Here is a 19,803-nt window from a genome sequence, read left to right as displayed (position 1 = left end):
GGTCTCAGCTGGCTACGGCGATGGCGGTGCCGGCCAGACCGGCCCGGATCCGCCATCGCCCACCCAGCCGGGCGAGCGGAACGACGCAGTCGGTGGGCACCGGCCTGAGCAGGGTGGCCGTGAAGACACCGGACGGGTCCAGGTCGATCCGTGCCTCGTGGAAGTCCAGCCACAGGCCGGTCACCGGGAACCACGTCTTGTACACCGACTCCTTGGCACTGAACAGCAGCCGGTCCCAGGGGACCTCCGGGTACGTGACGGCCAGCCGTCGGACGGCCAACTCCTCCTCGGGCAGCGCGATGGCCTCCAGCACCCCCTCGGGCAGCGCGGCGGCGGGCTCGGCGTCGACGCCGAGCGCGGCCACCTCCCGGCGCAGGGCCACCGCGCTCGCGCAGTAGCCCTCGCAGTGGGTGATGCTGCCGACCACGCCGTCCGGCCACCCCGGCGCGCCCCGGGGGCCGGGAAGGATCGGCACCGGGTCGAAGCCGAGCCGACCGAGTGCCGCCCGGGCGCAGTGCCGGGCGGTGGCGAACTCGCGGCGCCGCTTGTCCACGGCGCGCGCCACCACCATCTCCTCCTCGGGCATGAGCACCACGTCGTCGCGGTGCCCGAACGCCTCGACGACCACCACACCGGCGGGAACCAACCCGCCCACCGGACCGACGGGCGTGCTCACGCCGGAGCGAGCAACTGCCGGGCGACCAGGTCGGCGACGGCCTGTCGCTGCTCGGCCAGGTAGAAGTGGCCGCCGGGGAGGACGTGCAGGCGGAATTCGCCGGTGGTGTGGTCGCCCCAGGAACGGGCCTCGTCCTGGTTGACCTTGCCGTCGTCCTCGCCGATGATCGCCGTGATCGGGCAGGTCAACGGCGGCCCGGGCCGGTAGCGGTAGCTCTCCACCGCACGGTAGTCGCTGCGCATCGAGGGCAGGATCATCCGCAGCACGTCCTCGTCGTCGAGGATCCGGCTGTCGGTGCCGCTGAGGGTCTTCAGCTCGGCGATCAGGCCGGCGTCGTCACGCAGGTGCACGCTCTCGTCCCGGAACCGGGAGGGCGCCCGGCGGCCGGAGGCGAAGAGGATGGTCGGTGCCGCGTCCAGCCGCTCCCGCATCAGGGTCGCCACCTCGAAGGCGATCATCGCCCCCATGCTGTGGCCGAAGAACGCCACCGGCCGGTCCAGCAGCGGGCGCAGCGCCCGGTACGACTCCTCGGCCAACTCGACGATGCTGCTGAGGCAGCGGTCGCGGAGCCGGTCCTGGCGGCCCGGGTACTGGATGGCGAGCACCTGGAGAGTCGACCGCAACTCGGCCGAGAACGAGGTGAAGTAGCTCGCCGACCCGCCGGCGTGCGGGAAGCAGACGAGTGTCGGCCCGTTCTCCGGGCCGCGGTGGAAGCTACGGACCCACACGTCGTCCACAGTGGTCTTCGTCATCACAGCTCCAATCGTCGAGGAAGAGTACCGCCCGAACCGGGTCAGCGGCTCCCGCTCAGGTAGGCGGCCAGGCCCTCCAGCAGGCGGTCGATGTCCTCCTCGGAGGTGTAGGGCGCCAGCCCCACCCGGACACCGCCGGTCTCGCCCAACCCGAGCCGCCGGGACGCCTCGACCGAGTAGAACGTCCCCGAGCCCACGTCGACGCCCTGGCCGGCGAGGTAGCGGTGCACGTCGCGGGGGTGGTGGTCCGCGACGCCCAGCAGCAGGGTCGGCGTACGCCGGGCGGCGCGGGAGTACACGGTGACCCCCGGCAGCTCGGCCAGCCCGCGTTCGGCGCGTACCCGTAGTGCGTCCTCGTGCTCCTCGACCGCGTCGAACGCCGAGGCGAGCCGCGCCCGCCGGTCGCCGTCGCGCAGCGGGCCCAGACCGGCGAGAAAGTCGACTGTGGCGCGGGCGCCCGCGAGCACCTCGTAGGGCAGGATGCCCAGCTCGAACCGCTCCGGCACGTCGTCGGTGGCGGACACCAGCTTGTCCGGTCGCAGATCGTGCAGCAGCTCGGGGCGGGCGGCGAGGACGCCCAGGTGCGGGCCGAGGAACTTGTAGCAGGAGCAGGAGAGCAGGTCCGCGCCGAAGGCGTCCAGGTCGACGCTGGCGTGGGCGCTGTAGTGCGCCGCGTCCACGTAGAACAGGGCGTCCGTCTGGTGGACGAGGCGGGAGAGCGCGGCGACGTCCGGTCGCGTCCCGATCAGGTTCGACGCGGCGGTGACGGCGACCAGGCGGGTCCGGTCGGACAGCACGGCGGCGAGGTGTTCGGGTGTCAGCTCGCCGGTGGTGGGGTCGAAGTCCGCCCAGCGAACCGTGGCGCCGCGCCGCTCGGCCGCCTGCACCCAGGGTCGGACGTTGGCCTCGTGGTCGAGCCGGGTGACCACCACCTCGTCGCCCGGGCCCCAGTCGCGGCTCAACGCCCGGGAGATGTCGTAGGTGACCTGCGTGGCGCCGCGGCCGAAGACGATCCCCTCCGGCGTCGCACCGAGCAGGTCGGCGAGAGCACGGCGGGCCTGCACGACGATGGCCTCGGCGTTGCGCTCGCCGGCCGTGTGCGCACCGCGGTTGGACACCGGGTTGGCCATCGCCTCGGCCATCGCGTCGATGACCGGCTGCGGAATCTGGGTCCCGCCCGGCCCGTCGAAGTGGGCGGACCCGGCCTTGAGGGCGGGGAACTGCGCCCGGAGGGCGTCGACGTCGTAGTACCAGGGTGCTCTGTTCACGGATCTCTCCGGGTGTCAGGGCGGAGCGCGGCTGCGCTACCGGGCTGCGGTCAGGTCCGGGGTCCGCGGGAGGTAGGTCAGGTAGCGGTCCCTGAGCGGGCCGTCCGGGAAGGACTCCTGCCACGGCTTCTTCTTGCCGGCGAAGTGGATGATCCGGGTCTCGTCGACCGCGCCGAGTTCCTGCTCGAACCGGAAGAAGTCCATGTCGTTCCAGCGCGGGTCGAGGCGCAGCCAGCTGTCGTCCACGGCGACGTTCATCGCGTCCTGGACCGCGAAGCGGAGTTTCCCGGAGTTGGTCCGGATGTAGTCCAGCGACCGGGTGGACAGCTCCGCCGCGCGGCAGCGGGGCAGGTCCATCAGGAGTACGCCGGAGTTGAAGTAGTCGCTGCGCTTCGTGAGCCGGCCAACCGTCGGGTCCAGGCCCGGGATGCCGGTCGCCGCGCCGACGGTCGGGGAGCCGATGTCGACAGCGGCGCCGAGCAACGCGCCCTCCAGGTCCGTCTGCCACAGCTCGGTGAGGTCGCCGGTGCACATCACGTCGGAGTCCAGCCAGAGCATCCGATCCACGGAGTCGGGCACCAGATCGGGCAGGAGCAGCCGGTAGTAGGCGGCGTTGGAGATCCGGGACGACATCATCCGCCACGACGACAGCGGCAGCTCGTCCAGCTCGGTCGGCACCCGCAGCACCTGGGGGTCGCCGACGCGCTCGCCCTCCTCGACGACGGCGGCGAGCACCTCCGCGGGGACGTCGGGTGCCGGCATCAGCCACCAGGTCACCGCGCCGCCCGGCGGGATCCCGGCCGCCGCGACCGATCTCATCGTCGCCACCGTCCACGGTACGAAGCCGAGGTCGAAGGCCACCGCGACGTGCATGGGTCCACTCATGTCTCTCCGCTCACCTGTCGATGGTCAGGCCGGTCCCGGCTTCGGTGTCCGGTCGTACGACCGCGTCGCGGCCCGTCCGTCACCGCCCGTGCCGGCGGAACCCGGTTCTGCCGGGTCCCGCCGGTTCGGCGCGTTGGGCTCGTAACACCGACGCGGACGCCCGGCCGTCACCGCGGCGTCTCTCGGCGCGCCCGGAACTCGTGGTCGGCGGACGCGCGGTTCTCTCTGGAATCATCGGTACGGGGCGGCCGGCGAACCAGGCAGAAACGGCGGTGGAAACCCCACCCCCGGCGGTCAGGCTGTTACCGGCTGATCCCAGTCGATGTGATGTCCCCACAGGCCGGCCATGTCGCCGCCGGTCAGCTCACCCCTGCGCCGCAGGGTCCGGCCCTCGTACCAGAGCGCCACCGACACCGCCAGGTTGCGCACGAACGCCTCGGTGCGGCTGTTCGTCCGCATCCGCGTGTCCATCTCGATACCGATCTTGATCACGTGTTCGATCCGCCCCCGCCGGACGCGCTCGTACCTGTCGAACGCCCCGCGCAGGTCCGGCGTGTCCCGCAGGCAACGGGCGAGCGTGGCGGCGTCCTCCAGGGCCATCGACGCGCCCTGGCCGATCGAGGGACGCACCGGGTGGGCGGCATCCCCGAGAAGCACCACGCGGTCGGTGAACCAGGGCCGGCCGTTCGGCAACGCCTGGGCCACGCTCGGCGGGTATGACTCGACGGTCTCCGCCACGATCCGCGGCGCCGGGGTCCGGTCGACCTCCAGCATTCGGAGCAGTTCCGCCCGCCACTGCTCGGCCGGCAGGGCGGCCAGTGCCACGGCGGCCTCCGGGGTGTCGATGGCGGGCGTGGCCAGCCACTGCACCGTGCCGTCGGGCTGCCGGACGTAGCCGAAGAACGCCTGGGTGCCGAAGAACGTCTGGAAGTCGCCCGGTTCGCCGGGCACGTCGAGCACGCCGGTACGGCCACCCACCCCGACGATGCAGGTCGGCTCCAGGGCAGGACCGCCCGGGTCGACCGTCTCCCGGACCCTGGACCAGACCCCGTCGGCGCCGATCACGACGTCCCCGTCAGCCGAGCCGCCGTCGTCGAAGAAGACGCGTACCCCGTCGTCGGTCTCCTTGAGGTCGACGAACCGCTTGCCGTACTCGACCGGCACACCCTGGCGCTGCGCCTCCTCCAGCAGCGCGCCGTACAGGTCCGTCCTGTTGATCATCTGGGTGGGTGTCGCGTCGGCGCGATGCCGCCCGAACGGCGACGAGCCCAGCCGGCGGCCGGCGTGCGAATACGCCACGACCGACCTCATGTCCAGGCCGCGCCGCACGATCTCGTCCTTCATCCCGAAGGAGTCCAGCGCGTCCAGCCCGTTCGAGGCGAGGAAGAGGTAGGCGCCGACGTCGTGGGCCGACCTCCCGTACGCCTCGAACACGACCGGATCCCAGCCGATCCTCCGCAGGGTGATGGCCGCGGCGGCACCCGCCACCCCGCCACCGACGATCAGTGCCCGCATGGGGGCCTCCTCGTTGTCTCGTGCGTCTCAGCGCGGGTAGGTGTGGAAGCCACGGCCGGCCTTGCGACCGATCGCCCCCTCCGCCACCAGGCGGAGCAGCAGCTCCGGCGGGGCGTACAGGGGCTCACGGAACTCCCGGTGCAGCGCGTCGGCGGTCGAGGCGACGACGTCCAGCCCGATCAGGTCGGCCAGCTCCAGCGGCCCCAGCGGGTGGTTACAGCCGAGCTTCATCGCCTGGTCCACCGCCTCCGCCGTGGTCAGCCCGGACTCGACCATCCGGACGGCACTCAACAGGAACGGGATGAGCAGCCCGTTGACCGTGAAACCGACCCGGTCCGGCGACCAGACCACCTGCTTGCCGAGTTGTTCGGCGGCGAACCGGTGCACGGTGCGGCGGGCGTGCTCGCCGGTGGTCTCGGAGGCCACCAGCTCCACAAGCGGCAGCACCTGCACCGGGTTGAAGAAGTGGATGCCGGCGACCCGCTCGGGCCGGCTGGTGACCTCGGCCAGCCGGTGGATCGGGATGGAGGAGGTGTTGGAGGCGATGACCGCGTCCGGCTGCGGCAGCGCCCGGTCCAGTTCCTTGAAGAGGGCGAGCTTGGCCGGCTCGTCCTCGGTGATGCTCTCGATCACGAGCTGCCGGTCGGCAAGCGCGTCGAGCTCGGTCACGAAGCTGATCCGCCCGAGGGTCGCGTCCCGGTCCGTCTCGGTCAACCGCCCCTTGGCGACCAGCCGGCCCAGCGACCCGGTGATCCGGGCGCGGGCCCGGTCGGCGGAGGTCGGGCGGGAGACGACCACTCGGACGTCGACGCCGGCTCGAGCGCTGATCTCGGCGATACCAGCGCCCATGGTGCCACAGCCGACAATTCCGACTCGTGCCACGTACATGCGCAGTCCTTTCGGTCCAGGTCCCGGGAGAGGTCAGTGGAGTCGGTCCAGGGCGGCGAGCACGTGCCCGGCCCCGTCCTCGGTGGCGATCCGGTCGCGCAACCCGGCGGCGGCCGACCGGTACGACGGGTCACCGAGTGCGGCCGAGAGGGCCTTGGTGAGACGGTCGGCGGAGAGCTTGCCATAGGGCACCGGGGCTGGTCCGGCGCCGAGCCCGACCACCCGACCCGCCCAGAAGGGCTGGTCACCGAGGATCGGCACGCCGACGGTCGGCACGCCCGCCCGCAACCCGGCGGCGGTGGTGCCCGCCCCGCAGTGGTGCACCACGGCGGCCATCCGCGGAAACAGCCACTCGTGCGGGGTCTCCCCGATCGTGATCGTCCGCTCCGAGCGACCGGTCAGGTCGCCCCAACCGGCGTGGATCACGCCCCGCGCGTCGACCCGGCGCAGCGCCTCGTCCACGGTCTCGGCGATCCGCGCCGCGTCGGAGATCTTCCGGCTGCCGAAGCCGACGTACACCGGCGGTGGGCCGGCGGCGAGGAAGTCGACAAGCTCGGCCGGCGGTTCCCAACCCGCCGGCACGGCGGGCCAGAAGTAGCCGGCCACCTCCAGCGCGGGACGCCAGTCCGCGGGGCGCGGCAGCACGCTGGGGCTGTAGCCGTGCAGCACCGGCCAGGCGTCCATCTGCGCGCCCAACTCCCGGCGGCTCAGGGGCCGCAGGCCCAGCCGCGAGCGCAGCTGCCGGGTGGCACCGGAGACGAGCCGTCCCATCACACCGAGCAGCAGATGCCCGCTGGCCCGGTTGCCCCACGCGCCGAGCGAGCCGCCGGTGCCGATGAACGACGGCGGGTGGTCGGCGGTCGGGAAGACCGGCTGGAGGAACACGCCCATGCTGGGGATGCCGAGACTCTCGGCAACGTGTACGCCCTGCTGCGCCGGCATGGACAGCAGCAGGACGTCGGCGCCCTCCTTGGCCGCGGTGAGGATCGACTCACCGAGTTCCAGGGTCTTCGCCGTGATCCCCCGCATCGCCTGCGACGAGTTCTCCGCCTGCGTCCACTCCCCCACCACGGCCGGATCGCCGGGCATCTCCCGGAACTCGGCCCCGGCGGCCCGCACCAGATCCGCGAAGCGCGGGTACGCGGCGATGGCCACCTCGTGCCCCACCTCCCGCAGCCGGGGCACCAACCCGGTGTACGGGGCGACGTCCCCCATCGTTCCCAGTGCGACGATGAGCACTCTCATGGCATCTCCCCAGGTTGTTGCTGCACGGATGTCACGCGTCCAGGTCCCGGTGCTGGAGGGTCAGCTTCTCCAGCGTCGGCACCACGTCGTTCGGTGTCGGGTCGCTCATCGACTCCCGACGCAGCCGGTCCGCCCCCTCGGCGAAGCGCGGTTCGGTCAGCACCCGCAGCAGGCCGTCCCGTAACGCCTGGGGGGTCAGCTCGGACTGCGGGATCACCAGGGCCGCCCCCACCTCGGCGGTGCGCCGCGCCCGGTACGAGTTCTCGAAGACCATCGGCGAGATCAGTTGCGGCACGCCGTGGTACGCCGCGGTGGACCAGGTGCCGGCACCACAGTGGTGGGCCACCGCGGAGCAGGTCGGCAGCAGCGCGTGCAGCGGCACGAAGTCCACCGCTCGCACGTTGTCGGGAAGCCGGGAGACCTGCTCCCGCTGCGCCGCGTTGAGGGTGGCGACGATCTCGACGTCCAGGTCGCCCACCGCGTCGAAGAGCCCGTCGAGCGAGCCGAGCAGGTAGTCCGCGCCGTCGCGGGCGGTCAGCCCGAGCGTCAGGCAGACCCGGGTACGCGCCGGGGGCACGCGCAGCCAGTCGGGCACCACCGCCGGCCCGTTGTACGGCACGTACCGCACCGGCACGGTCGGCTCGCCCAACGGCATTCGGATGCTCGCCGGGAGGGTGTCGATGGTCCACTGTCCTCGGACAACTGTCTCGTGGAAGTCGAGCCCGTACCGGTCGAGGAGCCCGCCGAGCCAGTCGCCGAGCGCGTCGTGCGCGGCGCCGGCCGGGCGGTCGCCGAGTTGGCTCAGAAACCGCGCCCGCAGGTCGATCAGCAGGTCGGCACCCCACAGCAGCCGGGCGTGGGCCGCGCCGACGGCCCGGGCCGCGATCGCGCCCGCCACGGTGAACGGCTCCCAGACCACCAGGTCGGGGCGCCACGACCTGGCGAACTCGACCATCCCGTCGACCATCGAGTCGTTGTTCGCCTGGGCGAAGAAGCGTTCCGGCAGGATGCCGTTGATCGCCTTGAGGAACTCCCAGCTGTGCACCTCCGGCCGGGCCGGGTCGAGGTCCACGGAGTTCCAGCTGCCGTCGGCCCCGTCGCTGACACCGAGCACCGCGTCGAGCAGACCGTGGTCCTCGCCGACCGGCACGGCGGTCAGCCCCGCGGCGGTGATGGCCCGGGTCAGCCCCGGCTGGCTGGCCACCCGCACCTCGTGCCCGGCGGTCCGCATGGCCCAGGCCAGCGGCACCATGCTGAGGAAGTGGGTCTCCATGGCGAACGACGTGAAAAGGACTCGCAAGGGGGATCAGTCTCCTCAGGCCGGCAGCAGGTCGGGGCGGGTCATCCGACGCCGATCTCGCGGTCGATGAGCGCGAACATCTCGTCGTCGGTGGCGGTCACCAGACCCGCCTGACCCGGGCTGTCGCCACCGTGGCGGGCCAGCAGGGTGCGCAGCCTGGTGACGAGCGCGGACCGGTCGGCGTCGGTCGTGTCGAGCGCGTCGAGCGCCTCGTCCAACCGGTCCAGTTCGGCGTGCAGCCGCTCGGCCGGCGTCGGTTCGGCACCGATCAGCTCACCGCGCAGGAAGGCCAGCAACTCGGCCGGGGTGGGATGGTCGAACACCATGGTCGCGGAGAGCCGCAGCCCGGTGGCGGTGCTGAGCCGGTTGCGCAGCTCCACCGCGGTCAGCGAGTCCAGGCCCAGGTCGCGGAACGGCCGGACCGGGTCCAGCGTCGTCTCCGAGCCGTGCCCGAGCACCGCCGCCACCTGGGCGTACACGAGGTCGGCCAGGGCCTGCTCGCGGCGCGTCGCCGGCATCGCCGCGAGGCGCTCGGCAAGCGTCCCGCCGTCTCCGGCCGCGGCGGCGGCGACCCGTCGGCGGGTGCCCGACAGGTCGCGCAGCAGCGCGGACGACATGCTGTTCGGGTCCAGTCCGACAGGCACGAGTACCGCCTCGTCGCGGAGCATCGCCGCGTCGAACAGCGCCAGCCCCTCCGCGGCGGAGAACGGGCGGATGCCGCTGCGGGCCATCTGGCGGCGGCGTTCCTCCGGGTCGAGGTGCCCGGCCATGTCGCTCTGCTCCTCCCACAGACCCCAGGCCAGCGAGGTGGCCGGGAGCCCGGCGGCCCGGCGCCGGACAGCGAGCGCGTCGAGGAAGGCGTTCGCCGCACCGTAGTTGGCCTGACCCGGCGCACCGAAGGTGCCGGACGCCGAGGAGAAGAGCACGAAGGCGCTCAGGTCGGCGTCGCGGGTCAGCTCGTCCAGGTACGTCGCCGCGTCCACCTTGGGGCCGAAGACCGTGTCGACCCGCTTCGGGGTCTGCGCGGACAGCAGCGCGTCGTCCAGCACTCCGGCCGCGTGCACCACGGCGGTCAACGGCCGGTCGAGCCGCTGCAGCAGGCCGGCCAGCGCGTCCCGGTCGGACACGTCGCAGGCCTCGAACCGCACCTGGGCGCCAGCCCGGCCGAGCTCGTCGACGAGATCCGCCGCACCGGGGGTGTCCGCGCCGCGGCGAGACGCCAACACCAGGTGACGCATGCCGTGCTCGGTGACCAGGTGCCGGGTCAGCAGCCGGCCGATGCCACCGCCGCCGCCGGTGACCAGCACCGTCCCCTCCGGGTCGGGCATCCGGCCGAACGCGGGACCGGCGACGGTGCGGGAGAGTCGGCGCGCGTACAGCCGCCCGTCGCGCACGGCCACCTCCGGCTCGCCGGACGCCACGGCGGCGCCGACGAGCGCCATCTCCCCCGGTACGTCCACGTCGACCAGGACGAAGCGGTCCGGGTGCTCCGCCTGCGCCGCCCGGACCAACCCGTGCACGGCCGACTGGGCGGGATCGGCGCCCGCGCCGCTGGTGACCACCGCGAGCGTGGACAGCTCGGACCGCTCGTCGTCCAACCAGTCGTTGAGCAGGGCGAGCACCCGACCGGTGTACGCCCGCGCGGCCTCGTTCGCCGGCCGGACGTCCGACGCCGCCAGGGCCACCGCGACGACGTCCGGCAACTCGTCCGGCAGGTCGGCCACATCGTCGACGACGAGCGCGTCCACGGTCGGCTGCTCCGGCAGCGGGACCCACCCGAGCGAGAACAGCGAGTTGTCGACGACAGCCCGGGTGTCGAGGGGGACGTCGAGCTGCTCACCGGTCAGCGGCCGGGCCACGATGGCGGCCACCGAGGCGACCGGCGCGCCCTCGGCGTCACACACGTCGACCCGACGCCCGTCCGGACCGGCCGCGGTGATCCGCACCCGCAGCGCCGAGGCCCGCACCGCGTGCAGGGCGACCCGGCTCCAGGAGAACGGCAGGCTGAGCGTGCCCGACCCGGCGGCGAGGTCGGCCACCACGGCCGCCTGGAGTGCCGCGTCGAACAGGGCGGGGTGCAGGCCGAAGCCGTCCGGGTCGAGCCCTTCCGGCAGGGCCACCTCGGCGTAGACGTCCCCGTCGGCACTCCACAGCCGGCGCAGGCCCCGGAACGCCGGGCCGTACCGGAACCCGCTCTCCGCCAGCCGGTCGTACGCGTCGTCGAGGTCCACCTCGGTCGCGGGTGGCGGCCACTGGGTCAGCGACACCGCGTCGGTCCCGGCGGCGGGGACCAGGGTGCCGACCGCGTGCGGCGTCCACGAGGCGTCCGGGGACGCGGTGTCGGGCTGGCCGTACACGGTCAGCGGGCGGCGCCCGTCCTCCTCCGGCGGACCGACCACCAGTTGGAGCCGCACCCCACCCTCGGCGGGCAGGGCAAGCACGGCCGGGATGGTCAGCTCGTCGACCAGGTCACAGCCGACCTGCTCACCGACGTGCAGCGCCAGCTCCACGAAGGCCGTACCGGGCAGGATCGCGACGTCGTGCACCGCGTGGTCGGCCAACCACGGGTGGGTACGAAGCGACAACCGCGTGGTGAACAGGAAGCCGTCGGAACCGGGCAGCGCCACGGCCGCCCCGAGCAGCGGATGCCCCGGAGCGGCCAGCCCGAGGGCCGCCGCGTCCTGCTCGGCGGGCCCGACCACGTCGAGCCAGAAACGGCGCCGCTGGAACGTGTACGTCGGTAGGTCCACCCGTCGGCGCGCGCCGCCGTACACGGCCGTCCAGTCGAGATCGACACCCCGGACGTACGCCTCGGCCAGCGAGGTCGGGAAGCGGTCCCCCTCGTCGCGGCGCAGCGAGCCGAGCACGGCGGCCTCCACGCCCGCCTCGTCCACGATGCCCTGGAGCGCCATGGTCAGCACCGGGTGCGGGCTGCACTCCACGAAGATCCGGAAACCGTCGGCGAGCAGGGCGTCGACACCGCCGGCGAAGTCCACCGGTTGCCGGCAGTTGTCGAACCAGTACTCGGCATCCAGCTCGGCCGTGTCCCGCGGGCCCGGGGTGACCGTCGAGTAGAACGCGACCTCGGACGAGACGGGAGAGAGCCGGCCGAGCCGTTCGAGCAGAGGCTCGCGGATGCTGTCGACCTCCGCGCAGTGCGTCGCCGCCGTCGCGGAGACCACCCGGGCACGCAGGTCGTCGGCTACGCACGCGGCGACGAACTCCTGCACGGCGGCGAGGTCACCGGCGACGGTGGTCGCCTTCGGCCCGTTCATCCCGGCCACCGTGAGCCGGGCGCCCCAGCGCGCCATCCGCTCGCGCACCCGCTCGACGGGGAGCACCACGGAGGCCATCGCACCCTTCAACTCGGCGACGATCAACTGGCTGCGCAGGGCGATCACCCGGGCGGCGTCGGCGAGCGGCAGCCCGCCGGCCACGTGTGCGGCGGCCAGCTCGCCCTGCGAGTGGCCGATCACGCCCGCCGGATGCACCCCGTACGACCGCCAGAGCGCCGCCAGCGAGACCATCACCGTGAACAGCGCCGGCTGGGCCACCTCCAGGTCGTCCAGGCTCCGGGCGCCCGGACTGCCGAGCAGCACGTCGAGGAGGGGGAAGTCGAGGTACGGCGCGAACGCCGTGGCGCACTCCCGCGCCCGCTCGGCGAAGACCGGGTGCCGCATCAGGCTCTCCGCCATGCCGGTCCACTGTGAGCCGTGGCCGCCGAAGACGAAGACCACCCCGCCGTCGACCACGCCGCCCTGGACGACGGCGGGGTCCGGCGTACCCTCGGCCAGCGCGGTGAGGCCGGCGAGCAGCGCCGGCCGGTCGGCGCCGAGCACCACCGCGCGCTGGTCCAGGGCGGCGCGGGTGGTGGCCAGCGACCACCCGACGTCGACAGGTGCGGCGTCGGAGTCGGCGAGGAAGGCGTGCAACCGTTCGGCGTGCCCGCGCAGCCCGGCGTCGTCGCGAGCCGAGACCGGCCACGGGACCAGGGCCGGGACCGGCGCGTCGGCCGGCGCGTCGACCGGCTCCTCCGGTGGGGCCTGCTCCACCACGATGTGCGCGTTGGTCCCGCTGAGCCCGAACGACGACACGCTGCCGCGCCGGGGCCGGTCCACCGCCGGCCAGGACGTCTCCTCGGTGAGCAGCTCGACGGCTCCCGCCGACCAGTCCACCTGCGGGGAGGGCTCGTCCACGTGCAGGGTGCGCGGCAGCACACCGTGGCGCATCGCCTGCACCATCTTGATCACACCACCCACACCGGCAGCCGCCTGCGTGTGCCCGATGTTCGACTTCAACGACCCCAACAACAACGGCCGCTGCCGGTCCTGCCCGTACGTCGCCAGCAGCGCCTGCGCCTCGATCGGATCACCCAACCGGGTGCCCGTGCCGTGCGCCTCCACCGCGTCCACGTCCGAGGTCGTCAGACCCGCGTCGGCCAGGGCCGCCCGGATCACCCGCTGCTGCGCCGGCCCGTTCGGGGAGGTGAGCCCGTTCGACGCGCCATCCTGGTTCACCGCCGAACCCCGCACCACGGCCAGAACCTGATGCCCGTTGCGCCGTGCGTCCGACAGCCGCTCCAGCAGGAGCAGCCCCACGCCCTCCGCCCCGGCGGTGCCGTCCGCGGCGGCACTGAACGCCTTGACCCGCCCGTCCGGTGCGAGACCCCGCTGCCGGCTGAACTCGATGAAGAACGACGGGCTGGACATGACCGTCACCCCGCCGGCCAGCGCCAGCGAGCACTCGCCCCGACGCAGCGCCTGCACCGCGAGGTGGATCGCCACCAGCGACGACGAGCAGGCCGTGTCCACGGTCATGGCCGGCCCCTCCAGACCGAAGGTGTACGCCACCCGCCCGGCCGCGACGGCCACCGCGTTGCCGTTGGCCAGGTAGCCCTCGTACTCCCCCGCCGCGCCGGGCGAGATCATCTGCCGGACGCCGTACCCGCCGGCCATGACGCCGGTGAAGACCCCGGTCAGGCTGCCGCGCACCGAGACCGGGTCGATGCCGGCGCGCTCGAACGCCTCCCAGGCGGTCTCCAACAACAGCCGCTGCTGCGGGTCGATGGTCACCGCCTCGCGCGGCGAGATACCGAAGAATGCCGCGTCGAAGTCGGCGACGCGCGGCAGCAGCCCGGCCTGGCGTACATAGCTGCGACCCGTGCGCTCCGGGTCGTCGTCGAAGAGGTTGTCCAGGTCCCAACCCCGGTCGTCGGGGAAGTCGCCGATGGCGTCCGTGCCCGACGACACCAACCGCCACAGGTCCTCCGGCGAGCTGACGCCGCCCGGGTAGCGGCAGCTCATCGCCACGATGGCGACGGGCTCGCGGCTGGCCTCGACCTGCCGCCGCAGCCGTTCGGTCTCCTTCAGCGACACCCGGAGGGCATCGAGAACCCGATTGTCCGAACCAGTCATTGTGTTCCTCCGCTCGGGGGCGTCGTCAGGAATCAGTGCCGAGCGCCATGGCAACCAGGGCGTCCTCGTCCATCGCGTCGATGTGGTCGTCGGTGCTGCGCTCGTCGCCCGCCCGGTGGCCGGCGAGCTTCAGCAACTGGTCGAGCAGCCCGCTCTCGCGCAGCGCCTGCACCGGGATGGTGGCCAACGTCGCCCGGACGTCGGTGTCGCCGTCGTCCGTGGTCGGCTCGGGTGGCGCGGCCGGGGCCAACTCGGCGAGCAGGTGGTCGGCCAGCGCCCGCGGGGTCGGGTAGTCGAAGACCAGGCTGGCCGGCAGCCGCAGGCCGGTGACCCCGTTCAACCGGTTGCGCAACTCCAACGCGGTGAGCGAGTCGAAGCCCAGCTCCTTGAAGTCGCGCCCGGCCTTGACGGTGTCCCCCGGCTGGTGGCCGAGCACCGCCGCGGTCTCCGCGAGCACCGTCGACACGAGCACCTGGTGCCGCTGGGCGGCCGGCAGCCGCTCGATCCGCTGCGTCAGGGTGTGGCGGGCCGCCTCCCCGGACGCGGCCCGCCGGGAGCTGACCTGCACCAGCCCTCGCAACGGGGCCGGGAGCGTCCCGGCCTCGGCCCGGCCCCGCAGCGCGGCGCGGTCCAGGTGGACCGGCACCACGGCCGGCTCGTCGAGCGCCACCGCCGCGTCGAGCAGGGCCAGGCCCTGCGTCGAGGTCATGGCGACCACTCCCGCCCCGGCGAGCCGGTTGCGGTCGGTGTCGACGAGCCCATCGGTCAGGTCACTGCTCTCCTGCCACAGCCCCCACGCCAGCGAGGTCGCCGGCAGACCGTCGGCCCGCCGATGCGCCGCCAGCGCGTCGAGGAACGCGTTCGCCGCGGCGTAGTTGCCCTGCCCCGGTGTGCCGAAGACCCCGGCCGCCGAGGAGAAGAGCACGAACCCGCGCAGGCCCCGCTCGCGGGTCAGCTCGTGCAGGTGCACGGCCGCGTCCACCTTGGAGCGGAAGACCCCGTCGATCCGGTCCCGGTCGAGCGAGCCGATCAGGCCGTCGTCGAGCACGCCGGCGGTGTGGACCACCACGTCCACCGGGTACGCGTCGAGCAGCGCCGCCACCGCGTCCCGGTCGCCGAGGTCGGCGGCCACCACCACCGTCTCGGCGCCCCGCGCCGACAACTCCGCCACCACGTCGTCCGCGCAGGGTGCGGCCGGTCCGCGCCGGCTGGCCAGCACGAATCGGCGTACGCCGTGGGTCTCGGCCAGGTGCCGGGCAACCAGGCCGCCCAGCGCGCCGGTGCCACCGGTGACCAGCACCGTCGCGTCCGGTGCCCAGGTCGGGCCGTCGCCGGCCGTCGGGAGGGGCGCCCGGACCAGCCGGGGCGCCTGGGCCCGCCCACCGCGCAGGGCCAGTTGCGGCTCGTCGTGCGCGGCCACCGCGTCGACGAGCTGGCCGTACGGTTGGTCGGTGTCGGTGTCCAGCAGGACGAACCGCCCGGGGTGCTCCGACTGCGCCGACCGGACCAGGCCCCAGGCGGCGGCCGCCGCCGGGTCCTCGATCCGCTCACCGGTGGCGCCCCTGGTCACCAGGACCAGGCGGGCGTCGGCGAACCGGTCCTCGGCGAGCCAGCCCTGGACCAGGTCGAGTGCCAGCCCGGTGCTGTGCCGCGCGGCGTCGGCCAGGTCCGACCCGGCCGAGCCGGCGAGCGGAGCCACCACCAACGCCGGCAGCGGAGCGCCCGCGTCGAGGGCCGCGCCCAGCTCCGCCAGGTCGGCGACGTTGTCCGGGCCACTCCCGCCGACCGACACCCAGGAGGGTGTGGCGGCCGCGGTGGCCTCCGGCAGCGGGGACCACACCAACTGGTAGAGGTGGTCGCCGGGCCGGTCCACGGGTTCGGTCATGGTGCGTACCAGCAGCGAGTCGACGGTGACGACCGGAGCGCCGTGCGCGTCGGCGGCGAGGACGGCGAAGGAGTCCTCCCCGGTCGGCGTGATCCGGATCCGCAGCATGGCCGCGCCGGTGGCGTGCAGGGCGACACCGCTCCAGGTGAACGGCAGTTTCGGCTCGCCCAGCTCCGCGCCGAGCGCGGCGGCGTGCACCGCCGCGTCGAGCAACGCCGGGTGCAGGCCGTATCCGGCCACGGTCAGCTCGCCCGCCGGCGCGATCTCCGCGAAGACCTCGTCGGCACGCCGCCACGCCGCCCGTACGCCCTGGAAGGTGGGTCCGTAGCCGAGCCCGGAGGCGGCGAGGCGGTCGTACAGGTCGGTGACGTCCAGCGGTTCGGCTCCGGCCGGCGGCCACTCGGTGAGCGCGTCGCCCGGCGCCTCGACCAGTGGCGCGAGGGTACCGGTGGCGTGCAGGACCCAGTCCTCGCCGCCGCCCACCCGGGCGTACACGGTCAGCGGCCGGCGGCCGGACGGGTCGGCGGCACCGGCCGCCACCTGCACCTGCGCCGTTCCCGACCCGGTCAGGGCCAGCGGCGCCGTGATGGTCAGCTCCTCCACCAGCGGGCACCCGGTCTCGTCGCCGGCCCGGATCGCCCACTCCACGAACGCGGTGCCCGGCACCAGGACCGTGTCGCGCACGGTGTGGTCGGCGAGCCAGGGGTGACTGCGGGCGGAGACCCGTGCGGTGAACACGTGACCGTCGGAGCCGGCCAACGGGACCGCCGCACCCAGCATGGCGTGCTCCACCGCGTCGAGGCCGGCGGTGGAGACGTCGAGGGACTCCCCGGCGTCGAGCCAGTAGCGGCGGCGTTGGAAGGCGTACGTGGGCAGCTCCACCCGCCGGCCCCGGACGACTGTGTGCCAGTCCACGCCCGCGCCGGCGACCCACGCCTCGGCCAGCGACAACCCGAGTCGCCGCCCACCCCCCTCACCGCGGCGCAGCGAGCCCACGGCCCGTCCGTCCACGGCCGGGACCAGCACCGGGTGGGCACTGCACTCGATGAGGAGGTGATCGTCGAGCGCCCGTACCGCCTCGTCGAAGCGGACCGGCCGGCGCAGGTTCTCGTACCAGTACTCGGCGTCCAGGCCGGTGCCGTCGACGAACTCGGCGGTGACCGTGGAGTAGAAGGGCACCTCGGCGGCCCGCGGCGCGATGTCCGCCAGTACCGCGACCAGGTCGTCGCGCAGCAACTCGACCTGGGCGGAGTGGGAGGCGTAGTCGACCGGGATCCGCCTGGCCCGCTCCCACTGGACCAACACCTCGTCCAACGCCTGCGGGTCGCCGGAGAGCACCGTCGAGGTCGGCCCGTTGACCGCCGCCACCGACACCAGGCCGTCCCAACGACCCAGTGCCGCGTCGACCTCGGCCACCGGCAGCGGCACCGACACCATGCCCCCACGCCCGGCCAGCACCGCACCGATCAACCGGCTCCGCAGCGCCACCACCCGTACGGCGTCCTCCAGCGACAACGCCCCCGCCACGTAGGCCGCCGCGATCTCGCCCTGCGAGTGCCCCACCACGGCCACCGGCTCGACGCCGCGCGCACGCCACACCGCCGCCAACGACACCATCACGGCGAACAGGACGGGCTGCACCACGTCCACCCGCCGCAGCGCCTCCTCGTCACCCAGCGCCTCGAACAGGTCCCACTCGACCACCTCGCGCAGCGCCGCCGCGCACTCCGTCATCCGCGCCGCGAAGACCGCGTCGCCGTCGACCAACTCGCGAGCCATGCCCACCCACTGCGACCCCTGCCCGGGGAAGACGAACACGGCCCGGGTGTCTCGGCCGGCGCCGGTGACGACCTGCGCCGACGGGGTCTGCTCGACCAGGGAGGTGAGCCCGGCCAGGGCCTCGGCCCGGTCGTCGCTCCACACCACCGCGCGGTGTTCCATGGCCGAACGGCCGACGAGCGAGTACGCGACGTCGCCGAGGGCGACCTCCGGCCGCGCGGTGAGGTACGAGAGCAGCCGTTCCGCCTGCCCGCGCAATGCCTCGGCGTCCCGTCCGGAGAGCACCAGCGGGACCGGCCCGGTGGTGTCGGGTGCCGGTTCCTCGGCGGGCTCCTCGGCGACCGCCGCCTCGAGGATCACGTGCGCGTTGGTGCCGCTGACGCCGAACGACGACACCGCGGCTCGGCGCGGCCGGTCGGCCTCGGGCCAGTCGAGTTGCTCGGCGAGGAGTTCGACAGCACCCGCCGTCCAGTCGACCTCGGGGGTGGGTTCGTCGACGTGCAGGGTGCGCGGCAGCACGCCGTGGCGCATCGCCTGCACCATCTTGATCACACCACCCACGCCGGCAGCCGCCTGCGTGTGCCCGATGTTCGACTTCAACGACCCGAGCAGCAGCGGCCGCTCCCGGTCCTGCCCGTACGTCGCGAGCAGCGCCTGCGCCTCGATCGGATCACCCAACCGGGTCCCCGTCCCGTGCGCCTCCACCGCGTCCACATCCGCCGCCGACAGACCCGCGTCCGCCAACGCGGCCCGAATCACCCGCTGCTGCGCCGGACCATTCGGCGCCGTCAACCCGTTCGACGCACCATCCTGATTCACCGCCGAACCCCGCACCACCGCCAGAACCTGATGCCCGTTACGCCGCGCGTCCGACAACCGCTCCAGCAACACGATGCCGACACCTTCGGACCAGCCGGCCCCGTCGGCCTCCGCCGAGAAGGACTTGCAGCGACCGTCGGCGGCGACGCCCCGCTGGCGGCTGAACTCGACGAAGACCTGCGGGGTGGCCAGCACGGTCACGCCGCCGGCCAGCGCCAGGTTGCACTCGCCGCGCCGCAGCGCCTGTGCCGCGAGGTGGATCGCCACCAGCGACGACGAGCAGGCCGTGTCCACGGTCATCGCCGGGCCCTCGAACCCGAACGTGTAGGACACCCGGCCGGAGGCGACGCTGCCCGCGCTGCCGTTGCCGAGGTAGCCCTCCACGTCGCGGGGCACCTGCCGGACCCGGGAGCCGTAGTCGTTGTACATCACGCCGGTGAAGACGCCGGTCTGGCTGCCGCGCAGCGCCGCCGGGTCGAGGCCGGCCCGCTCGACCGCCTCCCAGCTGGCCTCCAGCAGCAGTCGCTGCTGCGGGTCGATGGTCAGCGCCTCCCGGGGGGAGATGCCGAAGAAGCCGGCGTCGAAGTCGCCCACCCGGTCGAGGAAGCCACCGCTGGTGCTGTACGTCGTCCCCGGGTGGGCCGGGTCCGGGTGGTACAACGCCTCCACATCCCAGCCGCGGTCGTCCGGGAACGGCGTGATGCCGTCCCGCCCCTCGGCCAGGAGTTGCCACAACTCCTCCGGGGAGCTGACCCCACCCGGGTAGCGGCAGCTCATGCCCACGATGGCGATCGGCTCGTCGGCTCGGACGACCACCGGAGCCGGGGCGTCGTCGCCCTGCTCGGCGCCGAACAACTCGGTCTGCACCATGGCGGCGAGCTCGTCCGGGGTCGGGTAGTCGAAGATCAGCGTCGCCGGGAGTCGCAGCCCCAGCGCGCCGTTGAGCTTGTTGCGCAGCTCGACGGCCGTGAGCGAGTCGAAGCCGAGGTCCTTGAAGGCGCGCTCGGCCCCGACCGTACGGGTCGAGTCGTGCCCGAGGACGTCGGCCACCTGCTCCAGCACGACCTGGGTGACCGCGCCGCGCCGCTCGGCGACGGGCAGGGCGGCCAGCCGCGCGGCGAGCGTCCCGTCGGCACCGGCGGTGGCCTGCACAGCCGCCCTCCGGACCGGGACGCGCACCAGGTCACGCAGCACCGGGTGCAGGTCTCCCGCGGTGGCCCGTTCCCTCAGTGCCGCGCCGTCCAGGGCGACCGCCACCACAGCGGGGGCGTCGACACGGGTCGCGGCGTCGAGCATGGCCAGGGCATCCGCAGTCTCCAACACCGCCAGACCCGACCGCGACAACCGCGCCAAATCCCGCTGCGACAACCCCCGCGT

The 19,803-nt window shown here is 73.6% G+C and carries 10 protein-coding genes; all 10 read right to left on the bottom strand.

Going from position 1 to position 19,803, the window contains the following annotated elements; translation table 11 throughout:
• Positions 1 to 4: 4 nt before the first annotated feature.
• The 10 genes from AB0B14_RS00050 to AB0B14_RS00005 all read right to left on the bottom strand — a co-directional run bounded on the left by AB0B14_RS00050 (position 5) and on the right by AB0B14_RS00005 (position 19,749).
• On the bottom strand, positions 5 to 676 hold the full coding sequence (locus tag AB0B14_RS00050; protein ID WP_357520220.1) for a 4'-phosphopantetheinyl transferase superfamily protein: 672 nt from the start codon (positions 674 to 676) through the stop codon (positions 5 to 7).
• A complete protein-coding gene (locus AB0B14_RS00045; protein WP_357075215.1) occupies positions 673 to 1,428 on the bottom strand; it encodes an alpha/beta fold hydrolase in 756 nt (251 codons plus the stop codon). Before AB0B14_RS00045 ends, AB0B14_RS00050 begins: the two co-directional genes overlap by 4 nt.
• Positions 1,429 to 1,469: 41 nt before the next feature.
• Positions 1,470 to 2,696: a cysteine desulfurase-like protein gene (locus AB0B14_RS00040; RefSeq protein ID WP_357520218.1), complete on the bottom strand. Its 1,227-nt coding sequence runs from the start codon at positions 2,694 to 2,696 to the stop codon at positions 1,470 to 1,472.
• A gap of 36 nt (positions 2,697 to 2,732) precedes the next feature.
• The gene (locus AB0B14_RS00035; RefSeq protein WP_357520216.1) at positions 2,733 to 3,581 is read right to left on the bottom strand and encodes a glycosyltransferase family 8 protein; all 849 of its coding nucleotides are present in this window, start codon (positions 3,579 to 3,581) and stop codon (positions 2,733 to 2,735) included.
• A 294-nt stretch (positions 3,582 to 3,875) separates the two neighbouring features.
• Complete coding sequence (locus tag AB0B14_RS00030) at positions 3,876 to 5,096, bottom strand: NAD(P)/FAD-dependent oxidoreductase (RefSeq protein ID WP_357075225.1); 1,221 nt, start codon at positions 5,094 to 5,096, stop codon at positions 3,876 to 3,878.
• Positions 5,097 to 5,123: 27 nt separating this feature from the next.
• Positions 5,124 to 5,984 carry a 3-hydroxybutyryl-CoA dehydrogenase gene (locus tag AB0B14_RS00025; protein WP_357520214.1) on the bottom strand — a complete coding sequence of 287 codons (861 nt, stop codon included), beginning with the start codon at positions 5,982 to 5,984 and terminating at the stop codon, positions 5,124 to 5,126.
• Between the two features lie 33 nt (positions 5,985 to 6,017).
• A complete protein-coding gene (locus AB0B14_RS00020; protein ID WP_357075230.1) occupies positions 6,018 to 7,229 on the bottom strand; it encodes a glycosyltransferase in 1,212 nt (403 codons plus the stop codon).
• Between the two features lie 31 nt (positions 7,230 to 7,260).
• A complete protein-coding gene (locus AB0B14_RS00015) occupies positions 7,261 to 8,529 on the bottom strand; it encodes an activator-dependent family glycosyltransferase (protein WP_357075233.1) in 1,269 nt (422 codons plus the stop codon).
• Positions 8,530 to 8,570: 41 nt separating this feature from the next.
• Entirely contained in the window at positions 8,571 to 13,943 is a 5,373-nt protein-coding gene (locus tag AB0B14_RS00010; protein WP_357520212.1) for a type I polyketide synthase, read from the bottom strand.
• A 25-nt stretch (positions 13,944 to 13,968) separates the two neighbouring features.
• A complete protein-coding gene (locus AB0B14_RS00005; RefSeq protein ID WP_357520210.1) occupies positions 13,969 to 19,749 on the bottom strand; it encodes a type I polyketide synthase in 5,781 nt (1,926 codons plus the stop codon).
• Between the last annotated feature and the right edge of the window lie 54 nt (positions 19,750 to 19,803).

It is taken from the genome of Micromonospora sp. NPDC049171, assembly GCF_040648275.1.
In the GTDB taxonomy this organism is placed as follows: domain Bacteria; phylum Actinomycetota; class Actinomycetes; order Mycobacteriales; family Micromonosporaceae; genus Micromonospora.
Note: the sequence above shows the minus strand (reverse complement) of the source record. Positions and strands in the feature narration are given on the sequence as shown.